Source organism: Aeromonas sp. S15(2024) (assembly GCF_041402265.1).
Taxonomy (GTDB): Bacteria; Pseudomonadota; Gammaproteobacteria; order Enterobacterales; family Aeromonadaceae; genus Aeromonas; species Aeromonas dhakensis.
Window position 1 is genome coordinate 146,499 of the sequence record NZ_JBGLQY010000006.1, and the last position, 25,593, is coordinate 172,091.

The following is a 25,593-nucleotide window of genomic DNA, read 5'->3' on the forward strand; positions in this document are numbered from 1 at the left end:
GTAATATTCCTCTTGTTGTTATAGTCCTGTATATCGTTCCTGCATGACAGGAGTGTGGCGATTCTAGGCAAAAAGTAATAATTGGAAATAAACAGAGCTGATTCCTTTGAGCTACTGCACATTAATAAAGCAAATAAACGTTTGCGTGATTTTGCGCAGCAGGACTGGGGCGCGGCGGGGATTTTCCATCAGCACGGCGGGTGATGCAACCCTGCCGTGCCCAGCCGGGATTCAGGGTGCCGAAATGATGTTCAGCCGCTGCAGAAATTGTTGTGGGGTGAGCGGGCGGCCATAGAGATAGCCCTGCAGGTAGTCGACGTGACGCTCGGTGAGAAAGTCCGCCTGCTCCCGGGTCTCGACCCCCTCGGCGATGGTTTTCAACCCCAGCCGGGTCGCCAGATTGATGGTGCTGTCGAGAATGTGGCGGGAGAGGGCGTTGGTGCCGATCATGGCGACGAAGCTCTGGTCGATCTTGAGATAGTCCACGTGAAACTGCTGCAGGTAGGTGAGGCTGGAGTGGCTGGTACCAAAGTCGTCCAGCCCTATCCTGACCCCCATCTGCCGCAACTCGTCAAACAGCCGCCCGGTGAGCTGGTTGGGGGTTATGAGCTCGCGCTCGGTCAGCTCCAGCACCAGGGTGACCTCGTTGGCGGCGAAGGCGGCGAGAAAGGTGCGGCAGTCATCCACCAGGCTCAGCTGCTGGCAGTGACGGGCACAGATGTTGAAGCTGAAGTGGAAGCGGGGTGGCAACGCTGCCGCATGGGGGGCGAACTGCAGCCGAACCTGCTGCATCAGGGTCTGGGTCATCAGGATGATGAGGCCGCTCTCCTCCGCCAGCGGGATGAAGAGATCCGGCCGGATCAGCCCCTGGCTGTGATGCTGCCAGCGCATCAGCACCTCGCAGCCGTGCAGCTGGCCACTCTGGCTGACAACGATGGGTTGCAGATAGGGGATGAACTCCTGCTTGATGATGGCGCGTCTGAGCTCCTGGGTCGGGGTCGAGATATGGCTCCACCAGCGGTAGGTGGCGAGGCCGGCCAGCCCTCCCAGGAGCAGGATCAGCAGTATGATGGTGCTCTGTTTTTGCAGGGTGGTGGTCAGCACTGCGCTCAGCGGAAATCCCTGATTGAGGCTGTAGTTGAATGCCGCCGAGTCGAGCCGGTAGTTGAAGCCCCGCAGCCTGGGGGGTTGGCCATCATGCACCTTGCCACGCAGGTCGAGCCACTGCTCGCCTATCTGTACCCAGCTGTTCGCCCCGGCGAGGCGCCACTGCAGCGGCTTGCTCAGGTGATAGGGGTTGATGGCGACCACCACGGCGTTGCTCCCCTCGCTCAGGTGATAAAACAGCAGCGACGGCTTGCGTCCGAGCCGGGTCACGGCCTCCAGCCTGAGCCGCTCGTGGCGATCGTCCTGCAGCCGGTCCTCGAGATCGATCTCGTCGAAGATGGAGGAGCAGTAGAGGCGGCCGTTGCGGGAGAGGTTGATCGAGCGCACATAGGGGGAGGTGGCGACCAGCACCCGTAGCTCGCGGGCCACCTCGCGACAGGGGCGGCTGGCCAGTGGCAGGGCCGCCCTGGCCGCCTGGGTCGAATGGGAGAGAGCGCTGTCGATCTGCGTGATGGCGCGCTCGGCGGCGGTCTGGGCCTGCTGCCGGGTCATCGACCAGGTTTGCCAGTAGAGGGTGGCAAGGGAGATGAGGATCAGGGTGGCGCAGCAGAGCAGGCTGGCCAGGAGACGAGGCATGTTGCTGCTACGCAGAAAGGGGAACACCATGTACCACGCCTCGTGAAGGTTCAATTGAACAAAAAAAGGTCGGACATACTACACAATCACACCTCAATCTCCTAGCCACTACAAGGGGCTTCAGCGACCTCCAAAAAGCAAAGGCGGCCCGCAGGCCGCCTTTATCCGTCATCACTGGCTGGTCGAGCTTACAGCTGCTCGATGCCGACGATGTGCCAGGGTGCATTGTCCTTGGCCAGGTTGCGCTCGAGGTGCCACACCTCCTTGATGTCCTCCTCGACCTGCTCCTGGCGATCCATGTAGCGGCCGCTGAAGCGCACGCTCACCTGGGCCCAGTCGCTGCCGTAGTCGGCGCGCACCAGCTGGGTATCCACATACATCACCTCGGTGTGCTGCTCACCGGTCAGCTCGGCGCGGTCGGCCTTGAGCTGCTCGAACAGCTCGGGGCTGACGTATTCGCGGATCTTCTCCAGATCGTTCTTGTTCCAGGCTTCCTGCAGGGTGCGGTAGTGATCGCGGGCGCCGGCCAGGAAACCGTTCATGTCAAAACCTGGCGGCAGGCGGAACGGCACATCGCTGTCGGCGAAACCGGTGGCCTGCGGGGCGCTGTGGTTCTGCTCGAACTGCTGGGGAGCCGCACTCTGGGGCGGCTGATAGCCGGCATAGGCCGTCTGTTGCTGCTGCGATGCCGCCATCTTGCCCTTGCGCAGGGTGCGGAACAGGAATACGCCGCCCAGTGCCAGCAGGGCGATCAGCAGGAAGTCCATCCCTTGCAGGCCTTCGAAGGCACCGCTGCCCAGCAGGTAGGCGAACAGGCCGCCGGCCAGCAGGCCACCCAGCAGACCACCCATCATGCCGCTCTTTTTCGGCGGGGTCTGGGCGCCCACGGTGGGGTTCTTGGTGTCGACCGGCTTGGCGGCGGGCTGGGCCGGCGCCGTCTTGTAGCTCTTGCCGAAGGATTTGCCGCCGCCAAACTTCTTGGCTTCGGCGTGAGGTGCCCCCAGGCCAATGGCCAGGATCACGGCAAACAGGGTCAGCATCTTTTTCATTTTGACTCTTTTCACTCTCGTCTGTGGGTGGGGCATGCTCTGCTTTGGCAAGCTCAGCGAGGCGCATGGCAGGCTGCATGTCCCTAAATGTGTCGCAGCTTGGGCCGATATGTACCATGATTGGCATGAATTATTCATGAACGAAGAACCACGTCGTGTGGGTGTCAATGGCAGGAGTGTGTCCCATGAAAAACAGACGGTTGAGCCGCAAGGAGCGCAAACTGCGCAGCAAAACCAGACAGAGCAAGGGTGAACTGACCCTGGTCTGGCCCTTTATCGTGGTTTGAGCCCCGTTTTGCGCGGCAACGGTCATCAGGAGGCGATGGCAGCAACCAACAGGAGGGCGGTTGGGCCACAGAGAAGTGAATAGCGCGTATTTGCGCTCGCGATGGCGGGGTTTCTTTTGTAAAATTCCCGTCCCCTTCCCGCTGCGGTTTTTATGTGTATGGCAGAGCAAGTGACGGCGAAAAAAGACGCCAAGACACAACAGCTGAAAGTACCTCCCCACTCTTTTGAGGCCGAACAGTCCGTACTGGGCGGCCTGATGCTGGACAACGAGGCCTGGGATCGGGTCGCCGAACGGGTGATCGACAAGGATTTCTACAGCCGCCCGCACCGCCTGATCTTCCAGGCCATGACCCGCCTCTCCAATGCGGGCAACCCCATTGACCTCATCACCTTGCAGGAGGAGCTCGAGCGCTCCGAGCAACTGGAAGAGGCCGGTGGCTTCGCCTATCTGGTGGAGATCGCCAAGAACACCCCGAGTGCCGCCAACATCAGCGCCTACGCCGAGATCGTGCGTGAGCGGGCGGTGGTGCGGGAGATGATCTCGGTCGCCAACGAGATAGTCGAAGCGGGTTACGAGCCCCAAGGCCGTACCTCCAACGATCTGCTGGATCTTGCCGAGAGCAAGGTGTTCCAGATCGCCGAGCAGCGCACCAGCGCCAACGAGGGCCCCCAGCCGCTCAAGCTCATCCTCGAGCAGACCGTCGACAAGATTGAAGAGCTGTTCAAGACCCCCCACAACGGGGTGACCGGCGTGTCGTCCGGCTACAACGATCTGGACAAGATGACCGCCGGCCTGCAGCGTTCGGATCTGGTCATCGTCGCCGCCCGTCCTTCCATGGGCAAGACCACCTTTGCCATGAACCTGTGCGAGCACGCGGCCCTCACCGCCGACAAGCCGGTGCTGATCTTCTCCCTCGAGATGCCCTCCGAGCAGATCATCATGCGTATGCTCGCCTCGGTGGGGCGCATCGACCAGACCAAGGTGCGGACCGGCCAGCTCGACGACGAGGATTGGGCGCGGCTCTCCTCCACCATGGGGCTGCTGCTGGAGAAGGGGAAGATGTACATCGACGACTCCTCCGGCCTGACCCCGACCGAAGTGCGCTCCCGTGCCCGCCGGGTGGCGCGGGACAACGGCGGCATCAGCATGATCATGGTGGACTACCTGCAACTAATGCGGGTGCCGGCGCTGTCTGACAACCGTACTCTGGAAATCGGTGAAATCTCCCGCTCCCTCAAGGCGCTGGCGAAAGAGCTGCAGTGCCCCGTGGTGGCGCTCTCCCAGCTGAACCGAAGCCTGGAACAGCGTGCCGACAAGCGCCCGGTCAACTCGGATCTGCGGGAATCCGGCTCCATCGAGCAGGATGCGGACTTGATCATGTTCATCTACCGCGACGAGGTCTATCACGACGACAGTCCCGACAAGGGGATCGCCGAGATCATCATCGGCAAGCAGCGTAACGGCCCCATAGGACGAGTGCGGCTCACCTTCCAGGGTCAGTTCTCGCGCTTTGACAACTATGCGGGCCCGGCGTTTGATGATGACTACTAAGTAAGCCGGGAGCCTGCTCCCGGCATCCATAAACAGTTTTCCCGGTTCGACAATTCTGCCGGTCCGGCCTTAGACGATGAGATTTGAGGGCTGACACCACCCGGTGCCTGACGCGTTGGCGCGTTATCATGCCCTCGTAAGGGAAAACAGATGAAAGCGGCTATCGCCCAAATCAATACAGCGGCCCTGCGCCACAACCTCGCCGTGGTCAAACGCCACGCTCCCCAATGCAAGATCATTGCGGTGGTCAAGGCCAACGCCTATGGCCATGGCTTGCTGCCGGTCGCCCGCACCCTGGTGGATGCGGACGCCTACGCGGTGGCCCGCATCGAAGAGGCGCTGATGCTGCGCTCCTGCGCCGTGGTCAAGCCCATCGTGCTGCTGGAGGGCTTCTTCAGCGCCGCCGACCTGCCGGTGCTGGCAGCCAACAACCTGCAGACCGCGGTGCACACCTGGGAGCAGCTCGAGGCGCTGGAGCAGGCGGACTTGCCCGCTCCCGTGGTGGCCTGGCTCAAGCTCGACACCGGCATGCACCGGCTCGGGGTACGGGCCGACGAGATGCCTGCCTTTATCGAGCGGCTCGGCAAGTGCAAGAACGTGGTGCAGCCGTTCAACATCATGACTCACTTCAGCCGCTCCGATGAGCTGGAGCAGCCCACCACCCGCGAGCAGATCGACTTGTTCAGCCAGCTGACCGCGCCGCTCAAGGGTGAGCGGGCCATGGCCAACTCGGCGGGCATCCTGGCCTGGCCGGATTCCCACTGCGACTGGGTGCGTCCGGGTGTCATCCTCTATGGCGTCTCGCCCTTCCCCAATACGGTGGCGGCGGATTACGATCTGCAGCCGGTGATGACCCTCAAGACACAACTGATTGCGGTGCGGGATCACAAGGCGGGCGAGCCGGTGGGCTATGGCGCCAACTGGGTGGCGGATCGCGATACCCGGCTCGGGGTCATTGCCATCGGTTACGGCGACGGCTATCCGCGCATGGCCCCCAACGGCACACCTGTGCTGGTCAATGGCCGCATCGTACCCCTGGTAGGACGGGTCTCCATGGACATGACCACGGTGGATCTCGGCCCAGGCGCCACCGACAAGGCCGGCGACGAGGCGGTGCTCTGGGGTGAAGGGCTGCCGGTGGAGCGGGTGGCCGACCAGATCGGCACCATTCCCTACGAGCTCATCACCAAGCTTACCTCCCGGGTCTTTATGGAATACGTCTAGCTGCCGTGAGCGCCAAACGTGAAAAAGCCCCGCATGCGGGGCTTTTTTTATGATGTTGTTGCGACCTGCAGCTTCTTCTTACTGCCTGTGCATCCGCACGAACTTCTCCATCAGCTGCTCTTCGGTTTCCACATGGGCGGGATCCCAGATGATGCAGTCGATAGGGCAGACGCTGATGCAGGTCGGCTTCTCGTAGTGACCGACGCACTCGGTGCAGCGACTGGGATCGATCTCGTAGATCTCCTCGCCAAGGCTGATGGCCTGGTTCGGACACTCGGGATCGCACATGTCACAGTTGATGCACTTGTCGGTGATGAGCAGGGACATCTCAGGCGGCCGAGTGGGGCTGACGGGTATCCTCGCGCTCGCCGAGGTTGCGCAGCAGGATGCCGTAGTCAACGTCCACTTCCTTCGGTACCGGCACGTAGACCACGTGGCCGTTGCCCGGCGCGGTGTCGATGAGCTCGCCCTTGCGGTTCTGCATCTGCTCCAGATTGAAGCTGAGGTTGCCCTGCGGGGTCATCAGCTCCAGGCTGTTGCCCACCAGGAACTTGTTCTTCACCTCGACTTCGACCATGTCGCCGTTGCGACCGGTGATTTCGCCGACGAACTGCTGGGTATCGGAGACCGAGTAGCCGTAGTCGTAGTTCTGGTATTCGCTGTGGTTGTGACGGCGCAGGAAGCCCTCGGTGTAGCCGCGGTGGGCCAGGTTCTCCAGGGTGCCCATCAGGCTGCGGTCAAACGGCCGGCCGGCTACCGCATCGTCGATCGCCTTGCGATAGACCTGGGCGGTGCGCGCGCAGTAGTAGAAGGACTTGGTACGGCCTTCGATCTTCAGCGAATGGACGCCCATCCTGGTCAGCCGCTCCACATGCTCGACGGCGCGCAGATCCTTGGAGTTCATGATGTAGGTGCCGTGCTCGTCCTCGAACGCGCTCATGTACTCGCCCGGACGGTTGGACTCTTCCAGCAGCACCAGCGCATCGGTCGGTTTGCCGGCGCCCAGGGTCGGATCCACCTTCTGCACGGCGATGGGCTCCTGACGATGGACGATCTGGCCCACCTCGTCCTCTTTACCCTCGTGCACCTTGTACTCCCAGCGGCAGGAGTTGGTGCAGGTGCCCTGGTTGGGGTCGCGCTTGTTGATGTAGCCGGAGAGCAGGCAGCGGCCGGAGTAGGCCATGCACAACGCCCCATGGACAAACACTTCCAGCTCCATCTCCGGCACCTGCATGCGGATCTCTTCGATCTCGTCCAGCGACAGCTCGCGAGAGAGGATGGCACGGGTCAGGCCCATCTGATGCCAGAACTTCACCGTGGCCCAGTTGACCGCGTTGGCCTGCACCGAGAGGTGAATGGGCATGTCCGGGAAGGCTTCACGCATCATCATGATGAGACCGGGGTCGGACATGATCAGCGCATCCGGGTTCATCTCCACCACGGGGCGCATGTCGCGGATGAAGGTCTTGAGCTTGGAGTTGTGGGGCTGGATGTTGGCCACCACGTAGAACTGCTTGCCGAGGGCATGGGCTTCGTTGATGCCGAGCTGCAGGTTCTCGTGATCGAATTCGTTGTTGCGCACCCGCAGGCTGTAGCGGGGCTGGCCGGCATAGACGGCATCGGCGCCATAGGCGTAGGCGTAACGCATGTTCTTGAGGGAACCTGCGGGGGAGAGCAATTCTGGTTTAAACATGTCGGACTCTTATGTCTGATTGCAAATCAGGACGGCGCCACCTGATGGCGTCGTATGGGTTGAGCTGCGCCGGGAGTGGATACTCACACCGCACACCCGGTCACGGCATACCCGGCATCGGCCGGATAAACGGGGTGCGAGATTGTACTCGCCCTCACCGCATCATGCAATTTGGCAGGGAATCATCCCCGGCGCGAGTCGACGGGTAAAATGGGCCGCTCAGGCACAGCGGGAGAGGGGAGAAGGCATGGCGTAGGCATAGCCCTGCTGATATTCACAGCCGAGCCGGTTGGCTGTCTCGATGTGCTGCAGGGTTTCGACCCCTTCGCACACCACCTTGATGCCAAGCCGCTGCAGGTACTCCACCAGACCGGTCAGCATGCGCAGGGCATGGGGTGTCTTGCTGGCTTGCAGCAGCAGGGAGCGATCCAGCTTGATGATCTCGTAGGGTAGCGCCATCACTCGCTGGAAGTTGCAGGCCTGGGTGCCAAAATCGTCGCAGGCGATGTGGGCACCGTGCTCACGCAGCACCTCGATCAGCGCCCGATGCGGAGGGTGCAGTGGGGCGTGCTCCAGCACCTCGAACCAGATCTCGATCCCCAGCTTGCGCGCCTGGATCAACACCAGCAACAACAGGTTCTGATAGGTGGGGCTGCTCAGGGTCGGGTTGAGGTTGATGGAGAGCAGATAGGAGCCCGCCTTTGCCAGGGTCGGCAGATCCCGCATGACGGCTCTGAGCATGACGATGTCCAGATGCAGGGATTGATCCTCACTGAGGGAGAGAAAGTCGATGCCCTGATAACTCAGCTGAGCCGGATCCCAGCGTCTGGCCAGCACCTCATAACCCTTGACCTGATGGTCCCGCCCTATGATCGGCTGATAGAAGGGCACAGCAAGCTCGGCCGCCGGGATGCTTGCCATGTCACTCATTGGGTACTCTTCTTGAAATGCAAACACGGCACTCACCTGTTGACGGATATGGCTGTGGATAATAGCGGATGGAGCGCGGAATGTTCTGTAGGAATCCTCTGATAATATGGGTGAGCTAGCCGGATTTATATATGGACGTGTCTCGATGAAATATATTTTCATATAAGTTCAATACTTCCTGACTGCATGTGATAATGCAGAGAAGAAGTTAACCGGATGCTGGTATTAAATAACAGCGCATAAATGTCGGCTTGAACAAGTATGTCAACGCTGTATGGCAGGTCAGCATGATTTGGTAACAATTGGGCACGCAAACTGTCGGGTGCCAAGCTGTTGGCGAGAGTTGCCATTCATTGGATTACCCGCTAGCCGGCCTGCCTTGGTCACCACCTGAGCAGAGCAAAGCCGGCAGGGTTTAGGTGGTGTACCCTCTGGGGTCATCAACCAGGCCTGCAGGGGAGGGGAAAATAGAATGTTTATGAGAAACAGGCTTGGTGACTGACCAAAAATATTGATGGCGAGCTTTCGATGTATTTTATCAAGGTTGTTTTCATGGAATCATAGCTTGGCGGGATATTTCGCAGGGGGCATGATGAGTGGGGGGGATGATGGTTGGAATTAAAGAAATGTGCTGCTTGGTTGAGAAGATATATCCCGCCGCATGGCCAGCTATAGTGAGTAGCTTGTGGTAAAAGTCTTGGAGAGAATTTTTAAAATAAATACCGATATTGAGTTCATTTCTACATGTAACGGTATCGCGGGCGCTGACTATCAGCGGGCAACGGCCTCAAGCGGCAGCAATGGGGTTTTGCGCTGTTCTGGCTCTATGGCCTGTGCCAGCCAGTCCCAGTCGAGCAGGGGGGTGTCTGCCTTGAAACGCTGATAGGCGAGGCCCTTGTCGACCGTCAGAAACAGGGTGGTCGGCAAGCCGATGCGGTTGATATAACGCACCATCACCTCACCCCGGTAGCTGGTCAGCCGCTGCTGCAATTGCTGCAGGTTCAATCCTTTCGCCTGCCCTGCTTCATCCCAGATCTCAAACATGGTCATGTCCTTGAACGATATGGCAATACTGTTTCCAAAAGCGGGCCCAAAGGCAATTGTCAGATCTGACAGTGTCAAATGGATAGATGCGTGAAAAGCGAAAACCCGGCACTAGGCCGGGTTTTCTTGAATGATGGTGGAGGGAGAAGGATTCGAACCTTCGAAGGCAGAGCCGTCAGATTTACAGTCTGATCCCTTTGGCCGCTCGGGAACCCCTCCACAGGGGTACTACACAAATTGTTCAGGAATATGGTGGAGGGAGAAGGATTCGAACCTTCGAAGGCAGAGCCGTCAGATTTACAGTCTGATCCCTTTGGCCGCTCGGGAACCCCTCCACGGGGTATTTTCCTGATTGTTGCACTTGAATGGTGGAGGGAGAAGGATTCGAACCTTCGAAGGCAGAGCCGTCAGATTTACAGTCTGATCCCTTTGGCCGCTCGGGAACCCCTCCCCAAGTGCGAGGCGCATACTATCAGATCTTCGCTCTTTGTGAACCCCTTGCGGGCATATCTGGCGACAAAAAAGTATCATTCGGTCATTTTTTGATATTTGTCGCTCATTTTTCACGCTTATCCACGACTTCCCTGCTGCTGTCTGGCATTGATCACGATGGTGGCGAGGCGAGGTGCCGTACCAGCCGGTAGCCATCAGGCAGCGTTTTATACTGAAAAACTCACCTTATTTTGTAAGTGTGATGGCTGACCGCTTCACTGATGGACATTGCTGCTGCCGCATTTTACTCTCGCCATGTTATTCAACTGTTAACATGGATTGTGGACTTCTCCTATGCAGGCTCTCGATATCGCCGTGTTGCGCGGCCAGTTCCCCGCTCTCAATCAGCTGGTTGAAGGCAAAACCCCCGTTTTTTTTGACGGCCCCGGCGGGGCCCAGGTGCCACACGCCGTGCTCACGGCCATGACAGATTACCTCGGCCGCTTCAACGCCAATCTGGGCGGCCCCTTTTTCTCGGCCAGGGCGACCGAGCAGCAGGCCCTGCGGGCCAGGCTGGCGGTGGCGGCCTTGCTGGGGGCGGAGTGGGCTGAAGAGATAGTGTTCGGCGCCAACTTCACCACCCTGACCTTTGCGCTAAGTCGTGCCTTGGCCAGAGAGTGGCAGGCGGGGGACGAGATTATCGTCAGCGCGCTCGATCACTACTCCAACGTCTCCAGCTGGCAGCAAGCGGCAGCGGATCGCGGCGTGGTAGTGCATCAGGCAAGAGTAGATGTGACGACCGGCGGACTGGACTATGCGCATCTGTTCAGCCTGCTCGGGCCCAAAACCCGGCTGGTGGCGGTGACGGCGGCCTCCAACACCACAGGCACTCTGGTCGATATTCCGCGTATCGCCGATGCGGTGCACGGGGTGGGTGCCCTGCTCTACGTAGATGCGGTGCACTTTGCGCCCCACGAGCGCATCGACGTGCAGGCCTGGGATTGCGACTTCCTCGGTTGCTCCGCCTACAAGTTTTTCGGCCCGCACCTCGGCATCCTCTTCGGCAAGCATCGCCACCTGGCGCATTTCACCCCCTACAAGGTTGAACCGGCCAAAGATGTGACGCCCTACAAGTGGGAAACCGGTACCCAGAGCTGGGAGGCGCTGGCCGGAGTAGAAGCGACCGTAGAGTATCTGGCCTCCTTGTCCGGGCTGGACGGCGCCGAGCATGAGCTGGAAGCTCGCCTCGATCTGGCGTTTGCCCGCAGCCAGGCCCATGAGCGGCAGCTCAGCGAGCATCTGCTGGCCAGGCTGGCCGAGCGCCCCTGGTTCACCCTGCACGGCATTCAGGGCAGCAAGGGGCGCACTCCTACCTTCGCCCTCACTTCAAGCCGTCATAGTCCGGCCGAGATGGCCGAGTTTCTGGGGCAACATCAGGTATGCAGCTGGGCCGGCCACTTCTATGCGCTGGCGCTGGTGGAGCAGCTGGGGGTGAGCGACGGTGTGCTGCGAATAGGTTGCATGCACTACAACACCTCGGCGGAGATTGATCGCCTGTTCGCCCTGCTCGACGACATGCCGCATTGAAACAACACAGCCCGGGTCAGGCCGGGCTGTGTCACCTCATCTGTCTGCTAGCGGCCCACGATGGCGTGATGGATATCCTGCAGCGGCAGGACATGGCGGGCGGCGCCGAGCTTGATGGCCTCCTTGGGCATGCCGAAGACCACGCAGGAGGCCTCATCCTGGGCAAAGGTATTGGCGCCTGCCTCCAGCATCTCGCGCAGCCCGCGCGCACCGTCATCCCCCATCCCGGTCATGATGATGCCGGTGGCATTGCTGCCGGCAAACTTGGCCACCGAGCGAAACAGCACGTCCACCGAAGGACGGTGGCGGTTGATGAGGGGGCCATCCATCACGTCGACGTGATAGTAGGCGCCGCTGCGCTTGAGCAGCATGTGCTTGCCGCCGGGGGCGATGAGCGCGAGCCCGGGGATCACCCGATCATTGCTTCTGGCCTCCCGCACCTCTATCTGGCATAGGTTGTTGAGCCGCTCGGCAAAGGAGGCGGTGAACTTCTCCGGCATGTGCTGCACAATGACGATGCCGGGGCAGACCCGGGGCAGGGTAGTCAGCACGGCCTCCAGTGCCTGGGTGCCGCCGGTGGAGGTGCCGATCGCCACGATCCGCTCCGTAGTCTGGGCCATGGCATGCTGGCTGGCCGGCGCCATGATGGCGTCGGCATTGAGCTTGGGGGCGACCGTGGTGGACTGGGTTCTGGCTTGGCGTCTGACATTGGCCTGGGCGGCGGCGCGTACCGCCATGGCCAGCTCTTGCGCCGACTCCTGCAGGAAGCTTTTCAGACCGACCGTGGGCTTGGTGATGATGTCGACGGCGCCGGCGGCCATCGCCTGCAGCGTGGTTTCCGCCCCCTTCTCGGTCAGGGAGGAGCAGATCACCACTGGGGTGGGGTGCTCGGCCATGATCTTGGTGAGGAAGGTGATGCCATCCATGCGTGGCATCTCCACGTCCAGCACGATCACGTCTGGCCACTCCTTCTTCAGTTTCTCTTGTGCAAACAGCGGGTCGGAGGCGGTGGCAATCACCTTGATATCGGGCTCCTGCTCGAGAATGGCCTGCAACACCTGCCGCACCACGGCGGAATCATCCACCAGCATGACTCTTATCTGTTTCATTCCCGTCCCCTTAGCGGTGTGGCAAGCGATGATGACGCACCCAGACATTGCCGTTGGCCAGCTCGAAAATCAGACTTCTGTGTCCCGCATGGCCAAGATGGTGGGCCTTGATGGTCAGGCCCAGGTGCTGGGTCAGCTGCCAGGCCGCCTTGATGTTCTTGATGGCCACATTCATGGTGTTGAGCGTTTGCTGTTCGATAAACATGTTGCCGCCGCCAAACAGCTTGACCTCGTATTCGTGGATGGGGGCGGGGTGCTTGCCTATTTCGTGGATAAACAGCTGGATTGCCTCATCGGCATAACGACCGTCCAGACCCGGTGCGCTGTGGCCGCGGCTGGGCAGCATGTAATGGCACATGCCACCTCGCTTCTGCTCAGGATGCCACATGGTAATGGCCACGCAGGAGCCAAGATGGGTGCGGATGATGGCGTCATCCTGCCCAAAGAAGAACTCGCCCGGTTGCAGCATGACCTCTTTCATACTGAAAAAACTCAAGGTTTCAAATAGATGGAAGGGGATACCAGTTGCAGGCCGTGGGGCAGGCCGTTCAGGCTCTCGGCGTGACTGACGATGAGGTAGCCCCCTTTTCTCAGGCGCGGCACCAGCCGTTGCAGCACCTGTCCCTTGGTTTCCCGGTTGAAATAGATCATCACGTTGCGGATCAGGATGACATCGAACAGCCCGATGTCAGGCAACTCCTGATTCAGGTTGATATGGTAAAACTGCACTTTCTCGCGCAGCTTGCGATCGATGATGAAGGTGCCTTCCTGAAAGCCGACCCCCTTCAGGCAGTACTTCATCAACAATGGCAGCGGGATGTTGTGGGCCCGTTCGATGGGATAGAGCCCCGTTCTCGCCTGTTCCAGCACCCGGGTCGAGATATCCGAGGCGATCACTTCCCAGTTACCCAGCTCCAGATGGTCGGCCAGGGTCATGGCCAGGCTGTAGGGCTCTTCGCCGGAAGAGCTGGCTGCGCTCCAGATCCGAACCATCCGCTCTTTTGGCAACTGGCGCAGCACCTTGTTACCGAGAAATTCGAAGTGCTTGGGTTCGCGAAAAAAGTAGGTCTCGTTGGTGGTGAGCAGATCGAGCGCAATCTGCAGTTCACTGCCGCGGTTGTGCATGATCAGGCTGAAATAGTCGCCATAGCTCTCCAGCTCATAGTAACAGAGTCGTTTTGACAATCGGCTGGCGACCAGGGCCTTCTTGGCCGGCGACAGATCGATCCCCGCCGTCTGGTGGATCCAGCGTTGAAACTGCGCAAATTCATCATCATGCAACTGGGTCTGATACACGGAAGGACTCCCGAAACAAACGGGGTGCGGGTGAGCTCCACTGACCCGCATCCGAGTTAGAAGCGAACAAAGTCGCCGTCATTGTGGGGCCGGGGCAGGTTGCCATTACCCTCTGCGGCATTGTTCTCGAGCATGAAGCGGCCGCGGGGGCCGGTGCGGGTGGCAGCCACCTTCTGGCCGGCATTGAGCTTGTGCCGCTCAAGGGTGAAGAACTCCATCGCCAGTTGCAGCTGTTCGGCCTGGCTGCTCATCTCCTCGGCGGTGGCGGCCAGCTCTTCGCTGCAGGATGCGTTCTGCTGGGTCACCTGGCTCAGCTGGTTCATGGCGATGTTGATCTGGCTGACGCCTGTTGACTGCTCGGCGGAGGCGGCGCTGATCTCCTGCACCAGATCCGAGGTCTTGTTGATGGAGGGCACCATCTGATCGAGCAGGCGTCCCGCTTTCTCCGCCATGTCGACGCTGCTTGATGCCAGCTCGCCAATCTCCTGGGCCGCTACCTGGCTGCGCTCCGCCAGCTTGCGTACCTCGGCAGCCACCACGGCGAAACCCTTGCCGTGATCGCCTGCCCGGGCCGCCTCGATGGCGGCGTTGAGGGCCAGCAGATTGGTCTGGTAGGCGATGTCATCTATGATGCCGATGCGCTTGGCAATCTGCTTCATGGCATCGACCGTGAGCTTGACCGCCTCGCCGCCTTCCACCGCCTCCTTGGCCGCCTTGCTGGCCATGCCATCGGTAACCTGGGCGTTGTCGGTGTTCTGGTTGATGCTGGCGCTCATCTGCTCGATGGAGGCGCTGGTCTCCTCCATGCTGGAAGCCTGTTCGCTGCTGGACTGGCTGATGGACTGGGCGGTGGCGCTGACCTGCTCGGCTGCGCTGGAGAGGTTGTCGGATGCCCCCAGCACCTCGGTGACAATGTTGGTGAGCGAGACGATGGTCTGGTTGAGGGAGTCCTTGGTCGTGCCGAATACGCCGGGGTAATCGGCCTCTATGTGCTGGGTCAGATCCCCGCGCGCCAGTGACTGAACCACCCTGATCACGTCGTTGAGACTGGTGTCGATCACCTCGGCGATACGGTTTATCCCCTCCCCAAGGTTCTGGAAGAAACCGCTCTTGCCGGTGAGGTCCATGCGGCGGTGCAGTTCGCCATTGATGACGGACTGGACGATTTCCGACATCTCCCGCTCGATGGCGACCTCCTTGGTGCGATCCGACCACTCGACCACGGAGCCCAGCCGCTCGCCATCGTCGCCGAATACCGGGTTGGCAATGAGGGCGAAAGTGCGTCCCCCCAGCATGATCTGGGTACGATAGGTGTTGTTCAGCTTGGCCAGCATGCTGCGTTGATGGCCCGGATTCTTGTGAAAGCTGTCGATGTTGGCGCCCATCAGGTTGGCCGAATTGAAGTGGTGCAGCTCCTTGCGGATGTCGGTTTCGGCCTGGCCCAGCATTTCCCTGACCGCTTCGTTCATGTAGATGATGTTGAGATCGGTATCGGCGATCATCACGTTGGTGCTGGCCCCGTCGAGCGCCTTCTTGACTCGCAGACTTTCGGCGGCCGCCTGCTTGGCGGCGGCATTGGCAGCTTTCACTTCATTCTCGATGGCGATCTCCTTGGTGCGGTCGGCCCACTCCACCACGGAGCCGAGCCGCTCGCCACCGTCATTGAAAACGGGGTTGGCGATCAGGGAGAAGGTGCGGCCTCCGACCGTGATCTGGGTGCGGTAGGTCTTGTCCAGCTTGGCCAGCATGTTGCGCTGGTGGGAGGGCTCCTTGTGGAAAGTATCGATGTTCTTGCCCATCAGGTGCCTGACGTCGAAGCTCGGCAGATCCTTGCGAATATCCGACTCTGCCAGTCCCAGCATGGCCAGCACGGCTTCATTCATGTAGACGATGTTCAAATTGGTATCGGCGATCATCACATTGGTCGAGGCACCATCCAGCGCCTTGCGCACTCGCAGGTTTTCTTCGTAGAGCGCCTGATTGGCCTCGCGAGCGGCGAGCGCACTGCCAAGGCGATCTCCCAGCAGCCCCAGTACGGCATTGAACTCCTGGCAGAGCTCCTTGAGAGGGCCGGTGAGCGTATCCAGCTCTAGCTGGGCGGACTGTTTGCCTTGCTGGATCCCCTGAGCCAGGGTGCGGGTTGCACCAGTCAACTGGCGCAGTTGTTCCTGCAGCAAGGCATGAGCATTGCCGTTGCCAAACAGATTGCCAAAGAGTGATTGAGTCATGGGCCTTATCCTTGTGCGACATGTCATTGCTGTGTGGTGGAGCGAAACGCTGATTTATGTTGTTGTCATGGCGTTTGTGGTTTTTGTTCCAGCAGCCGTTCCTGCTGCTGGGTCAGTTCGCTGAGCTGGGCCATCTCGTCGATGGAGAGCACCTTCTCGGTATTGATGAGAATGACGAACTTGCCGTTGACCTTGCCCATGCCGCTGATGAAGTCGGCCCGGATGCGGGCCCCGAAGCTTGGTGGCGGCTCAATCTCGTTGCAGGGGATGGTCAGTACCTCGGAGACGGAGTCCACCACCACGCCAATGTCCTGATTGCCGTGTTCCGGGTCGTCCGGGTGCACGTTCTCGATGATCACGATGCAGCTGCGGCGAGTGATGCTGGAGGGGGCATTGCCAAAACGGGCGTTGAGATCCACCACAGAGACGACGGCGCCCCTCAGGTTGATCACACCCCGGATAAAACTCGGCATCATGGGGATGGGGGTGATGTTGCCGTATTCGATGATCTCTTTGACCCCGAGAATGTTGATGGCAAACATCTCGCCGTTGATGAGAAAAGTCAGGTACTGGGCATCACCCTGATTGTCATGTACCAGCGTGCCAGGCTGGGCGACCACTTCGGTAGACATGCTCATGAGGCTCTCCGGTTAAAAGCGGACAAAATCGGTTTCGTCAACCTGCGCTTGCGCAGCCACATTGCCATGCAACTGGGGTTGGGCCGGCATCACAAACTTGCCTCTGGGAGGCACCCCCTTGTGCAGGTTTTCGACCTGTCTGGGTGAGCGGCCGCTGCCTAGCAGGGAGAAAAAGTCCATGGTCTGCTGCAGCTCGTTGGCCTGGGAGCTCATCTCTTCTGCAGTGGCGGCCAGTTCCTCGCTGCTGGCAGCATTTTGCTGGGTCACCTGATTGAGCTGGCTCATGGCAAGGCTTATCTGGTTGGCGGCGCTGGCCTGTTCCCCGGAGGCGGCGTTGATCTCCTGCACCAGATCCGAGGTCTTGCGAATGGAGGGCACTATCTTGTCGAGCAGACTGCCCGCCTTCTCGGCGGTATCGACGCTGCTTGACGAGAGTTCGCCTATCTCCTGCGCCGCGATCTGGCTGCGTTCGGCCAGCTTGCGGACCTCGGCGGCGACCACAGCAAAGCCTTTGCCATGTTCACCGGCCCTGGCCGCCTCAATGGCGGCATTGAGCGCCAGCAGATTGGTCTGGTAGGCGATGTCGTCGATGATGCTGACCTTGCGGGCGATCTGCTGCATTGCGGCAACCGTCTGTTGTACCGAACGGCCCCCTTCGGTGGCCTCCAGTACGGCGCTGCTCGCCATGTTGTCGGTCACCTTGGCGTTGTCCGTGTTCTGGTTGATGCTAGCGCTCATCTGCTCGATGGAGGCGCTGGTCTCTTCCACGCTGGCCGCTTGCTCACTGGTGGCCTGGCTGAGGGACTGGGCCGTGGTGCTGACCTGATTGGAGGCGTTGGTCAGGTTGTCGGCGGCGTTGCGTACTTCCTCGATGATGGCGGTCAGCGCGGCGATGGTGCTGTTGAGGCCATCCTTGGTCTGACCGAAAATCCCCGGATAGGGCTGCTCAATCTTCTGGGTGAGGTCACCCTGCGACAGGGCGGTGGCAATGCGCATCACGTCGTTGAGGCTGGTGTCGGTCACGTTGGAGAGACGATTGAGCAGTTCGGAGAGGCGCTTGATGTAACCCTGCCGTCCGTCCAGTTCAATCTTGTAGCTGAAATCCCCCTGTTCGACGGCGGCAGTCACCAGCGTTTCTATGTCTGTAATGAGGGACGTCAGCTTGTTGACCATGTTTTGCATGGCCAGCAACAGCTGGCCGGCTTCATCGTGGGCACCGATGTCGATAGTGACGTCGAGATTGCCGTCCGCCAGGTGGTTGGCAACCTGCAGGGCCTGGTTGATGGGAGAGATGATGCTGCGAATGAGGACGATGCCAAACCAGGCTGCGGCCACCATGCCGGCGGCGACCACAGCCATCATGGTAAGCAGCATGACGTCATACCAGGCCTGGGCCTGTTCGTATTCGGATTTGGCAACGTCGAGCTGCAGACTGACCAGCTCGGTTATCTTGCTGCCGATGGGGTCGATGGAGCTGTAGAGTTTGCCGTCAAACTCATTGAGCGTATCAGCAATGACACCATGTTGATTTGAGAGAAAGACCTCCAGCCTGGTGATGTCTCGATCCGCGGTATTGAACAGGCTGTTGGCCTCGGCCGACAGCTTCTGTTCGGCTGCGGTCAGCTTGGTGGCCTGATAGTGTTGCCACTCCAGCTTGATCTGCTGCTGGGCATGCTGGATCTGCTGCAACGCCTCCTCGGCGCTGACGAGACCGGCATTGGCCTTGTTGACATTGTCTATGATGGCGACGGCGTAGTTGTCCGAGATGGTTTTGAGCTGCTTGAGCGGCACCACCCGGTCGTTGTAGACCCGCTGCAGCCCTTTGTTGCTGCTATGCATGTTGTAGAGCCCAAGCACTCCTACGCCAAACAGCAGTACGCAGAGCAGGCATAGCAGAATGGTGAGTCGCAGTTTGATGGTGGAGTTTTTGAACATGTCAGGCTCCTGATGTTAATTGACTCTTGGTTGGGATTGCAGACGTGGAATGGCGTACTGGCTCAGTTGGCCCAGCTCTTGGTCGATGGCATGCTGGATTAGAGAGGGAATATCCAGAATGAGGGCTACCTCGCCGCCACCCAGAATGGTGGAGCCGCTGATCCCCTGCAGGCGCTGGAACAGCTTGCCGAGCGGCTTGATGACGGTCTGGAACTCCCCCAGCAGCTCGTCGACCACCAGCCCTGACTTCTTGCCGCCATGGCTGACTACCACGATATTTTCCCGGCGGCCACGGGTTCCCTCGACATCGAAGTAGTGCTGCAACCGGACGAATGGCAGCACTTCACCACGCAGATTGATGTAGTTGCGCCCCTGGGTATCGGCCAGCGCGCTCTGGGTCAGCTCCACGCACTCGATCACCATGTCGAGGGGGATAACGTAGTAAGTGGTGCTGACGCGCACCAGAAAACCATCGATGATGGCCAGAGTCAGCGGCAGCCGGATCTGTACCCGGGTGCCGAGGCCGGGCTTGCTGTCCAGCTCGACACTGCCACGCAGGGCCTGGATATTGCGTTTGACCACATCCATGCCCACCCCACGCCCGGAGAGATTGGTGATGGCCTCCGCGGTGGAGAAGCCGGGCTCGAAGATGAGCTGGTAGATCTCCTGATCCGACAGGGTGGCATTGGCGGCTGCCAGCCCCCGCTCCTGCGCTTTTTGCAGGATCCGAGACTTGTTGAGGCCGGCACCATCGTCCTGGATCTCGATGACGATGCTGCCGGAGTCGTGATATGCGTTGAGGGTCAGGGTGCCCCGTGCCGGCTTGCCGGCCGCCAGCCGTTTCTCGGCCGCTTCTATGCCGTGGTCCATGGCATTGCGCACCAGATGCATCAAGGGATCGCCGATCTTCTCCACTACAGACTTGTCCAGCTCGGTGTCGCCGCCGGTGATCACCAGCGCTATGTCCTTGTTCAGCTCGTGGCTGACATCCCGCACCACCCGCTGGAAGCGGTTGAAGGTATCGCCGATGGGCACCATGCGCAGGCGCAGGGCACCATCGCGGATCTCCTCGACCAGCATGGCAATGGTGGAATTGGCCTCCTGCAGCTGGCTGTCCCGTGAACGCTGGGCCAGCAGGTTGGCGCCGGAGCTGGCCACGACCAGTTCTCCCACCAGATTGATCAACTCATCCAGCTTGTCGGCGTGGACCCGGACATAACGCCCTTCCTTGTTCTTGTTCTCCTTGCTCTGATTCTGTTTCTTGAGCGCGGCGTCCACCACCACTTCATTGACGGCACCCTGGGCTATCAGGATCTCCCCCAGCTTGTTGGTGTCGGCCTGCGGCTGCTCATGTTGGGCTTGCAGGCCGAGCGCAAGCTCGCTGGCCGTCAGTGCGCCTGTTTTGACCAGCAGTTGCCCCAGCATCTCGTTGTCTTCCGGCAGGGCGTTGATGAGCGCTATGTACTCGGCGATCTTGCTGTGGGGCGGCAAGATGCTGATGAGACAGTCATCTCGCACGAATTCGAACACGTCGCTCAGGGCACTCTTGTCGGCCTGGGAGTCCAGATCGATCTCGTAGCCGAGGTAGCAGCTCTCCGGATCGAAGTGTTCCCACTCCGGCAGGGCATGGTGAATGGTCTCGATGGCGCAGAGGGTGCCCATGGTACCTAGGTAGCGCAGGAAAGAGGTGGGATCCATGCCGTTGCGCAGCACGTCAGGACCAAAGCGCAGGGAAATGTGCCACAGGGAGGTAGCGCTGACATGACTCTCCTCCTTGCTGACCGGATCGGCATCGGTAGGCTGGGTCCGCTCCGGCAGCGTGGTCTGGTTGCCGCTTTGGTGACGAGCCAGATTGCGCCGTAACTGCTCATCCTGAGCCTGTTCATCCGCACTAAGGGTTTCCCCTTGCTCAGCCACCAGGCTGACCAGGCGTTCGATGTGATCCCGACTCTCCAGCAGATCCCTGATGAGGGGGGTACTTATCGCCAGTTGCTGGTTGCGCACCTGATCGAGCAGGTCCTCGACGATGTGGGTGAAGCTGACGATGGGTTGCAGGCCGAACAAGCCGGCGGAACCCTTGATGGTGTGCGCCGCCCGGAAGATGGCGCCGATGAGCTCGCCATTGTCCGGGTCGTTCTCCAGGGTCAGCAGCGCGGACTCCATCTCCTCCAGCAGCTCGCGCGCCTCGGCGATATAGGTTTGCAGGGCCTGATCAAGATTGATGCTCACGAATGACTCCTTGTCCGCGGAACCGGTTAGGCGTGATCGGCGTGGGGAATGAGGGTGGGATCACCGAAGAAGGCCGCCAGCTGGCATAGCTCAAGGGCATCGAGTACGGCATGGCTGTGCATGACCAGATGCAGTGGATAGCCTCCCTGCTGCGCCGTCTTCTTGGCCGCCAGCAGCAGCTGCAAACCGGCGCTGTCCATTTCGCTGACCTGGGAGAGGTTCAGTTCCAGCTCCTGCTGGCGATAGAGCAGGGGTGTTAGCGCCTGTTTCAGCTCGGCTGCTGTGTAGATGGTCATCTCGCCCGAGATGGTCACGACACACTTGTGCTCACCCGTTTCGATTTGCAGCGGCATGAACGCCTCCCGGCTCAGGGCATGATGAGCTTGGCCACGGCAGCCAGCATCTGATCCGGCTGGAACGGCTTGACCACCCAGGCCTTGGCTCCAGCGGCCTGTCCCTCCTGCTTCTTGCTGTCCTGGGACTCTGTCGTCAACATGATTACCGGAGTGAACTTGTAGCTGGCCAGCTTCTTGGCCTCCTTGACGAAACTGATGCCGTCCATGTTCGGCATGTTGACGTCACTGATGATGAGGTTGATCTTCTTGCCGTCGAGCTTTTTGAGGGCATCCTTGCCGTCACTGGCCTCCATCACCTCGTAACCGGCTCCCTTGAGCGTCATGCCGACGACCTGGCGTATGGTGGCCGAGTCATCCACGATCAGGACTGTTTTGGGCATATCTCTCTCCTAGAAAAAAGTGACATCAGCATTGCTGGATGGGGTTGCCGCCTGGTGTTGGCGACCATGATGAATGTTGCGTTGTTCATCGGTGGCGTATGAGAGCTCCATGTCCGCCAACCAGCTCTCCGCATCGATCCGGATGGGGCCTGACTGGTGTGTTCTGTTGCGAGACGAGACCAGGTGGTCGTTGAGGCTGTCCATGTTTTGACGCACATGGCTGAGGATTTGACTGACCCTATCCTGGAACTGTAACGAAACGATGACATCGGATATCTCGCGATGGATCCCGCTGCTCTCGCTCTGCAACAGGGCTGCGGATTCTGCCAGGCTGGTGGTGGCCATCCGAAAGCGTTCCAGTACCTGCTCGATGGCGTGTTCGGCGTCGCTGACGGCAACCTGGTCGCGCCCGGCCGCGCTCTCGGCAATCTGGAAGGCGCGGCCGATGCCGGCATTGATGGTGTCAACCTTGTCGGTCATCTTCTGGGCGGTCTCGCTGGAGAGGCGCGACAGGGTGCGCACCTCGTCAGCTACCACGGCGAAACCACGACCAGCCTCACCGGCCCGGGCCGCTTCGATGGCGGCATTGAGGGCCAGCAGGTTGGTCTGGGAGGCTATCTTGGCCACGTCGAGCGCCATGGTGTTGAGCTCTATGGTGTAGGCGGTGAGCGTCTTGATCTCCGCCAGCATGGCATCGCGGTTGGCCTGGGTGGAGTGCATGATGGTGATGACCTGATTGAGCTGGGCCTGACTCTGGGCCAGCACGGCGGCCATGCCGGCCGATTTTTCACCACCCAGATCGCCGGCGGCATTGTGGGAGGCGGCGACCGCCTCTTCCAGTTTGGTGGTCAGGCCGGCGAAGCGCTGGGTGAGATCGATCATGGCTCCTTCGGTTTGCTGGCGAGAGTTTTCAATCTGTTGTGACCAGATAGGCATCGCTTTTTCACATACCTGCTCGAGCCCGATGATGGAGTGGTTGAGTCCGTTATCGGCAAATGGGGGGGTCTGCTTTGCCTCACTCTCTAGACCGGTGGGTTTGGCGTGGTAGTGGCGGGCGCTCCAGAGAGTGGCGGCCAGTGCAGCCGCCAGGTTGGCCAGCAGATAAGGAAGGGGGCTGCCCGCGAGCAGCAACAGCAGGGTGCTGAACAGGCCCAGGCCAAGGCCGCAAGCCCAGCTGACCGGCTCCCAGAAGGCTAAGGTGTGTGCCCGTGTGTTGTCTGTCATACGCAAACTCGCCCCTGCTCTTGAATGTGAAGAGGGTGAGCCGTCATTTCAGTCAGACCGAATGAGCCAAGCGCAACCCGCTAATTATCAATAACTCAGTAAGGTTAGCGCAAAAAAATCGCCTGGTTACAAATTGCTCTTTCTTGCTTGGTGTTACTGAGAAAAATGGAATATGGAGGGGCGTTTGGCGGCTTGCCGCCCCTTGCTGGCGGGGAATGGCGTATCTGCACAATAAGGAAGGAGGGGAGAACGAAAAAGAGCCTGCATATGGCAGGCTCTCGGCGTTGTGCGGGCGGCTTTATGCCTCGTTGGCGTGGGCTTTTTGGCACCCTTCCACGGCATGGGCGATGAGTTCGAGCGCGCTCTTGTCACACGGCGGCAGTTCGGCCTCGCACGCCTTGATGGGTGTCACGCGCTCGCCCCACTTGATGATGGCGGCGCCCCAGGTCAGGCCGGCACCGAAGGCGGCGGTCAGCAGATAGCTGTTCGGCTGGACGCGGCCCTGTTCCAGTGCCTCGCACAGGGCGATGGGCACGGTGGCGGCGGAGGTGTTGCCGTAGTGCTCGATGTTGACCATCACCTTCTCCATCGGCGCGTTCATGCGCTTGGCGAGGGTCTCGATGATGCGGATGTTGGCCTGGTGCGGCACGATCAGATCGATCTGCTCCGGTGCGATGCCGGCCTGTGCCAGTACCGTGTTGGTGGCTTCGCCCATGCCGCGTACGGCCCGCTTGAAGATCTCCTGACCTTCGAAGTTGAAGGTGAAGAGGCCGTCGATGTCGGCAAAACGCACCCGGTCGGTACCGAAGTTCGGCACGTGCAGGATCTCGCGTGCCTCGCTGTCACAACCCAGCTTGTTGGCAATCAGGCCGCTCTCCTGCTCGCTCGCCTCGATCACCACGGCGCCGGCGCCGTCGCCAAAGAGCACGGCGGTATCGCGACGGGCCCAGTCCAGCAGATAGGTGAGTCGCTCGGCGCCGATCACCAGCACCTTCTTCATCATGCCGGTCTGTACCAGCGAGGTGGCGACCGAGAGGGAGTAGACGAAACCGGTGCAGGCGGCGTTGAGGTCGAACACGGCGGCATTGGTGGCGCCCAGCTTCTTCTGCACCGCGGAGGCGGCGCTCGGCAGCAGGTTGTCCGGCGTGGCGGTGGCCAGGATGATGCCGTCGAGGTCGCTGGCTTCCAGCCCGGCGCAGGCTAGTGCACGACGCCCGGCCAGGGTGGCCAGATCGGAAGTGCTGACATGGGAGATGCGGCGAGCCTTGATGCCGGTGCGCGGGTAGATCCACTCATCCGACGTATCCATGATGGTGCTGAGGTCGTCGTTGGTCAGTACGGAGGGAGGCAGGCATTTGCCCCAGCCTGTGATATTGGCGTATTTCATCTTGTTACCGCTTCTCAAGTGGATCGCCCGCGGGCGGAAAATCGCGCAATTATGCCGCACGGGGCAACCACTGTCATCTTGTGGTCATGGTTATCTGGCTGCAGGGTCACGCCAGGTTGCGGGGGCCGGCGGGAAATTTCGCTTAAACCACAGGGCTTGGCTGCCCTAAGATAGGGCTTTCGCCACTGGATGGAACCTCTCCCTTGCACAAAGCCAATCTCAACCTGCTGCCGACCCTCAAGGTGCTGCTGGAGACCCGCAACATCAGCCGGGCGGCGGAGCTGCTGCACCTGAGCCAGCCTTCCATCAGCAAGCAGCTCGGCCAGCTGCGCAGCGAGTTTGGCGACGAGTTGCTGGTGCGGGAGGGGCAGCGCTGGCTGCTGACGCCACGGGCCGAGGCGCTGGCTGCCCAGTTGGCGGATTCCCTCGGTGCGCTGGAGCGACTCTACGAGGCCCCCGGTTTTGACCCAAGCCGCTGCGAGCGGGTGTTCCGGCTCGCCTCCTCCGATTACGTGGCCCAGCACATCCTGCCGGACATCTGCGCGGCGCTGGCCAGGGAGGCGCCGCTGGCGGCGCTGGAGTACAGCCTGTGGGACAAGCGCCTGCTGCCGCAGCTGTGGCAATCCGAGCTGGACATGGTCTCCACCATCACCGAGCTGGTGCCGGATCAGATCCGCGGCCTGCATCAGGGGGAAGATCGGCTGGTGGTGTTGATGGGTAGCCACCACCCGTTGGCAGGGCGCTCGCTCAGTCTCGATGACTACCTCGCCTGGCCTCACCTGCAGGTGAGCGGCGGGGGCGACAAGGACAGCCCGGTGGAGCAGGTGCTGGCACCGCAGGGGTTGAGTCGGCGCTGGTTTGCCCGGGTGCCCTTCTTTCAGGCGGCGGTGGAGGTGTTGCTGCGTACCGACTGCCTGCTGACCACCCCGGCCCACATCGCCTGGCAGCTCTCCTGCGAGCATGCCCTGTACTTTTGTGATCTGCCGTTTGTCAGCCGCACCCAGCAGTATCATCTGCTGTGGCATCAGCGCCACCATCAGGACCCGGCCCACAGGTGGTTTCGCGAACTGGCCTATCCCTTCCTGCGCGAGCACCTGCAGCGCACGGTGGCGGCGAGCCGCAAGGTGTTGAACCCGCCCCGCTAGCAACAGACGCTTCTGTTGGCCTATAACCATTGGCTATGGGTTCTATTCCCAACTTTCACTTCTGGCATAACCAGGGGCCCTTTACCCTGAGCGCAGACATTCATATTCCGCTTGAGACAAGGAA

Annotated in this window: 21 protein-coding genes and 3 tRNA genes; 4 read left to right on the forward strand and 20 right to left on the reverse strand. The window is 60.5% G+C overall.

The features are described from left to right. Positions 1-231: 231 nt before the first annotated feature. Both ACB033_RS14235 and ACB033_RS14240 read right to left on the reverse strand, forming a co-directional pair. Positions 232-1,773 (reverse strand): EAL domain-containing protein, encoded by a 1,542-nt coding sequence (locus ACB033_RS14235; protein ID WP_371140565.1) that lies wholly within the window; start codon positions 1,771-1,773, stop codon positions 232-234. A gap of 158 nt (positions 1,774-1,931) precedes the next feature. After that, positions 1,932-2,792 (reverse strand): Tim44 domain-containing protein, encoded by an 861-nt coding sequence (locus ACB033_RS14240; RefSeq protein ID WP_005303956.1) that lies wholly within the window; start codon positions 2,790-2,792, stop codon positions 1,932-1,934. Positions 2,793-3,237: 445 nt separating this feature from the next. Between ACB033_RS14240 and dnaB the strand changes: the two genes are divergently transcribed. Continuing rightward, positions 3,238-4,632 (forward strand): replicative DNA helicase, encoded by a 1,395-nt coding sequence (gene dnaB / locus ACB033_RS14245; protein ID WP_039040054.1) that lies wholly within the window; start codon positions 3,238-3,240, stop codon positions 4,630-4,632. Positions 4,633-4,782: 150 nt separating this feature from the next. Continuing rightward, entirely contained in the window at positions 4,783-5,856 is a 1,074-nt protein-coding gene (alr, locus tag ACB033_RS14250) for an alanine racemase (protein ID WP_139725287.1), read from the forward strand. Between the two features lie 78 nt (positions 5,857-5,934). On the opposite strand, the gene ACB033_RS14255 is transcribed toward alr, so the two are convergent. From ACB033_RS14255 to ACB033_RS14285, 7 genes are all read right to left on the reverse strand, one after another. Then, positions 5,935-6,183, reverse strand: a complete 249-nt coding sequence (locus tag ACB033_RS14255; RefSeq protein ID WP_005303946.1) for a YfhL family 4Fe-4S dicluster ferredoxin — start codon at positions 6,181-6,183, stop codon at positions 5,935-5,937. Position 6,184: 1 nt separating this feature from the next. After that, entirely contained in the window at positions 6,185-7,549 is a 1,365-nt protein-coding gene (gene yegQ / locus ACB033_RS14260; RefSeq protein ID WP_042024772.1) for a tRNA 5-hydroxyuridine modification protein YegQ, read from the reverse strand. 219 nt (positions 7,550-7,768) lie between these two features. After that, positions 7,769-8,506 (reverse strand): EAL domain-containing protein, encoded by a 738-nt coding sequence (locus tag ACB033_RS14265; protein ID WP_139725289.1) that lies wholly within the window; start codon positions 8,504-8,506, stop codon positions 7,769-7,771. A 744-nt stretch (positions 8,507-9,250) separates the two neighbouring features. Further along, a complete protein-coding gene (locus tag ACB033_RS14270; RefSeq protein WP_005303800.1) occupies positions 9,251-9,523 on the reverse strand; it encodes a hypothetical protein in 273 nt (90 codons plus the stop codon). A gap of 134 nt (positions 9,524-9,657) precedes the next feature. Further along, positions 9,658-9,742 (reverse strand) — tRNA-Tyr (locus ACB033_RS14275). 31 nt (positions 9,743-9,773) lie between these two features. Next, positions 9,774-9,858: transfer RNA gene (locus tag ACB033_RS14280), tRNA-Tyr, on the reverse strand. 31 nt (positions 9,859-9,889) lie between these two features. Then, a tRNA-Tyr gene (locus tag ACB033_RS14285) sits at positions 9,890-9,974 on the reverse strand. Positions 9,975-10,309: 335 nt separating this feature from the next. Here ACB033_RS14285 and ACB033_RS14290 point away from each other — a divergent pair. Continuing rightward, positions 10,310-11,542, forward strand: a complete 1,233-nt coding sequence (locus tag ACB033_RS14290) for a cysteine desulfurase-like protein (RefSeq protein WP_162519863.1) — start codon at positions 10,310-10,312, stop codon at positions 11,540-11,542. A gap of 47 nt (positions 11,543-11,589) precedes the next feature. Here the strand turns inward: ACB033_RS14290 and ACB033_RS14295 are convergent, their stop codons facing one another. From ACB033_RS14295 to ACB033_RS14345, 11 genes are all read right to left on the reverse strand, one after another. Beyond that, entirely contained in the window at positions 11,590-12,651 is a 1,062-nt protein-coding gene (locus ACB033_RS14295) for a chemotaxis response regulator protein-glutamate methylesterase (protein WP_005303794.1), read from the reverse strand. A 10-nt stretch (positions 12,652-12,661) separates the two neighbouring features. Further along, a complete protein-coding gene (gene cheD, locus ACB033_RS14300) occupies positions 12,662-13,132 on the reverse strand; it encodes a chemoreceptor glutamine deamidase CheD (RefSeq protein ID WP_017779177.1) in 471 nt (156 codons plus the stop codon). Positions 13,133-13,143: 11 nt separating this feature from the next. Beyond that, positions 13,144-13,947 carry a protein-glutamate O-methyltransferase CheR gene (locus ACB033_RS14305; protein ID WP_017779178.1) on the reverse strand — a complete coding sequence of 268 codons (804 nt, stop codon included), beginning with the start codon at positions 13,945-13,947 and terminating at the stop codon, positions 13,144-13,146. Positions 13,948-14,003: 56 nt separating this feature from the next. Next, positions 14,004-16,175 carry a methyl-accepting chemotaxis protein gene (locus tag ACB033_RS14310; protein ID WP_139431490.1) on the reverse strand — a complete coding sequence of 724 codons (2,172 nt, stop codon included), beginning with the start codon at positions 16,173-16,175 and terminating at the stop codon, positions 14,004-14,006. 65 nt (positions 16,176-16,240) lie between these two features. Continuing rightward, a complete protein-coding gene (locus tag ACB033_RS14315) occupies positions 16,241-16,813 on the reverse strand; it encodes a chemotaxis protein CheW (RefSeq protein WP_017763910.1) in 573 nt (190 codons plus the stop codon). A 12-nt stretch (positions 16,814-16,825) separates the two neighbouring features. Next, positions 16,826-18,748 carry a methyl-accepting chemotaxis protein gene (locus tag ACB033_RS14320; RefSeq protein ID WP_139725292.1) on the reverse strand — a complete coding sequence of 641 codons (1,923 nt, stop codon included), beginning with the start codon at positions 18,746-18,748 and terminating at the stop codon, positions 16,826-16,828. A 15-nt stretch (positions 18,749-18,763) separates the two neighbouring features. Then, complete coding sequence (locus ACB033_RS14325) at positions 18,764-20,977, reverse strand: chemotaxis protein CheA (protein WP_139725294.1); 2,214 nt, start codon at positions 20,975-20,977, stop codon at positions 18,764-18,766. A 26-nt stretch (positions 20,978-21,003) separates the two neighbouring features. Further along, a complete protein-coding gene (locus ACB033_RS14330) occupies positions 21,004-21,330 on the reverse strand; it encodes an STAS domain-containing protein (protein ID WP_017779183.1) in 327 nt (108 codons plus the stop codon). A gap of 14 nt (positions 21,331-21,344) precedes the next feature. Next, positions 21,345-21,713 (reverse strand): response regulator, encoded by a 369-nt coding sequence (locus ACB033_RS14335; protein ID WP_005303778.1) that lies wholly within the window; start codon positions 21,711-21,713, stop codon positions 21,345-21,347. Positions 21,714-21,722: 9 nt separating this feature from the next. Further along, positions 21,723-22,937: a methyl-accepting chemotaxis protein gene (locus ACB033_RS14340; protein ID WP_139725296.1), complete on the reverse strand. Its 1,215-nt coding sequence runs from the start codon at positions 22,935-22,937 to the stop codon at positions 21,723-21,725. A gap of 298 nt (positions 22,938-23,235) precedes the next feature. Next, positions 23,236-24,324 carry a ketoacyl-ACP synthase III gene (locus tag ACB033_RS14345; RefSeq protein ID WP_005303774.1) on the reverse strand — a complete coding sequence of 363 codons (1,089 nt, stop codon included), beginning with the start codon at positions 24,322-24,324 and terminating at the stop codon, positions 23,236-23,238. A 203-nt stretch (positions 24,325-24,527) separates the two neighbouring features. Here ACB033_RS14345 and ACB033_RS14350 point away from each other — a divergent pair, with 203 nt between their 5' ends. Next, positions 24,528-25,469 carry a LysR family transcriptional regulator gene (locus ACB033_RS14350; protein ID WP_139431487.1) on the forward strand — a complete coding sequence of 314 codons (942 nt, stop codon included), beginning with the start codon at positions 24,528-24,530 and terminating at the stop codon, positions 25,467-25,469. The last annotated feature ends 124 nt before the right edge of the window (positions 25,470-25,593 follow it).

Coding starts and splice junctions, on each gene's coding strand:
- ACB033_RS14235 (WP_371140565.1), bottom strand. CDS start 1,773: ATGGTGTTCCCCTTTCTGCGTAGCAGCAACATGCCTCGTCTCCTGGCC.
- ACB033_RS14240 (WP_005303956.1), bottom strand. CDS start 2,792: ATGAAAAAGATGCTGACCCTGTTTGCCGTGATCCTGGCCATTGGCCTG.
- dnaB (WP_039040054.1), top strand. CDS start 3,238: ATGGCAGAGCAAGTGACGGCGAAAAAAGACGCCAAGACACAACAGCTG.
- alr (WP_139725287.1), top strand. CDS start 4,783: ATGAAAGCGGCTATCGCCCAAATCAATACAGCGGCCCTGCGCCACAAC.
- ACB033_RS14255 (WP_005303946.1), bottom strand. CDS start 6,183: ATGTCCCTGCTCATCACCGACAAGTGCATCAACTGTGACATGTGCGAT.
- yegQ (WP_042024772.1), bottom strand. CDS start 7,549: ATGTTTAAACCAGAATTGCTCTCCCCCGCAGGTTCCCTCAAGAACATG.
- ACB033_RS14270 (WP_005303800.1), bottom strand. CDS start 9,523: ATGTTTGAGATCTGGGATGAAGCAGGGCAGGCGAAAGGATTGAACCTG.
- ACB033_RS14290 (WP_162519863.1), top strand. CDS start 10,310: ATGCAGGCTCTCGATATCGCCGTGTTGCGCGGCCAGTTCCCCGCTCTC.
- ACB033_RS14295 (WP_005303794.1), bottom strand. CDS start 12,651: ATGAAACAGATAAGAGTCATGCTGGTGGATGATTCCGCCGTGGTGCGG.
- cheD (WP_017779177.1), bottom strand. CDS start 13,132: ATGAAAGAGGTCATGCTGCAACCGGGCGAGTTCTTCTTTGGGCAGGAT.
- ACB033_RS14310 (WP_139431490.1), bottom strand. CDS start 16,175: ATGACTCAATCACTCTTTGGCAATCTGTTTGGCAACGGCAATGCTCAT.
- ACB033_RS14315 (WP_017763910.1), bottom strand. CDS start 16,813: ATGAGCATGTCTACCGAAGTGGTCGCCCAGCCTGGCACGCTGGTACAT.
- ACB033_RS14320 (WP_139725292.1), bottom strand. CDS start 18,748: ATGTTCAAAAACTCCACCATCAAACTGCGACTCACCATTCTGCTATGC.
- ACB033_RS14330 (WP_017779183.1), bottom strand. CDS start 21,330: ATGCCGCTGCAAATCGAAACGGGTGAGCACAAGTGTGTCGTGACCATC.
- ACB033_RS14335 (WP_005303778.1), bottom strand. CDS start 21,713: ATGCCCAAAACAGTCCTGATCGTGGATGACTCGGCCACCATACGCCAG.
- ACB033_RS14340 (WP_139725296.1), bottom strand. CDS start 22,937: ATGACAGACAACACACGGGCACACACCTTAGCCTTCTGGGAGCCGGTC.
- ACB033_RS14345 (WP_005303774.1), bottom strand. CDS start 24,324: ATGAAATACGCCAATATCACAGGCTGGGGCAAATGCCTGCCTCCCTCC.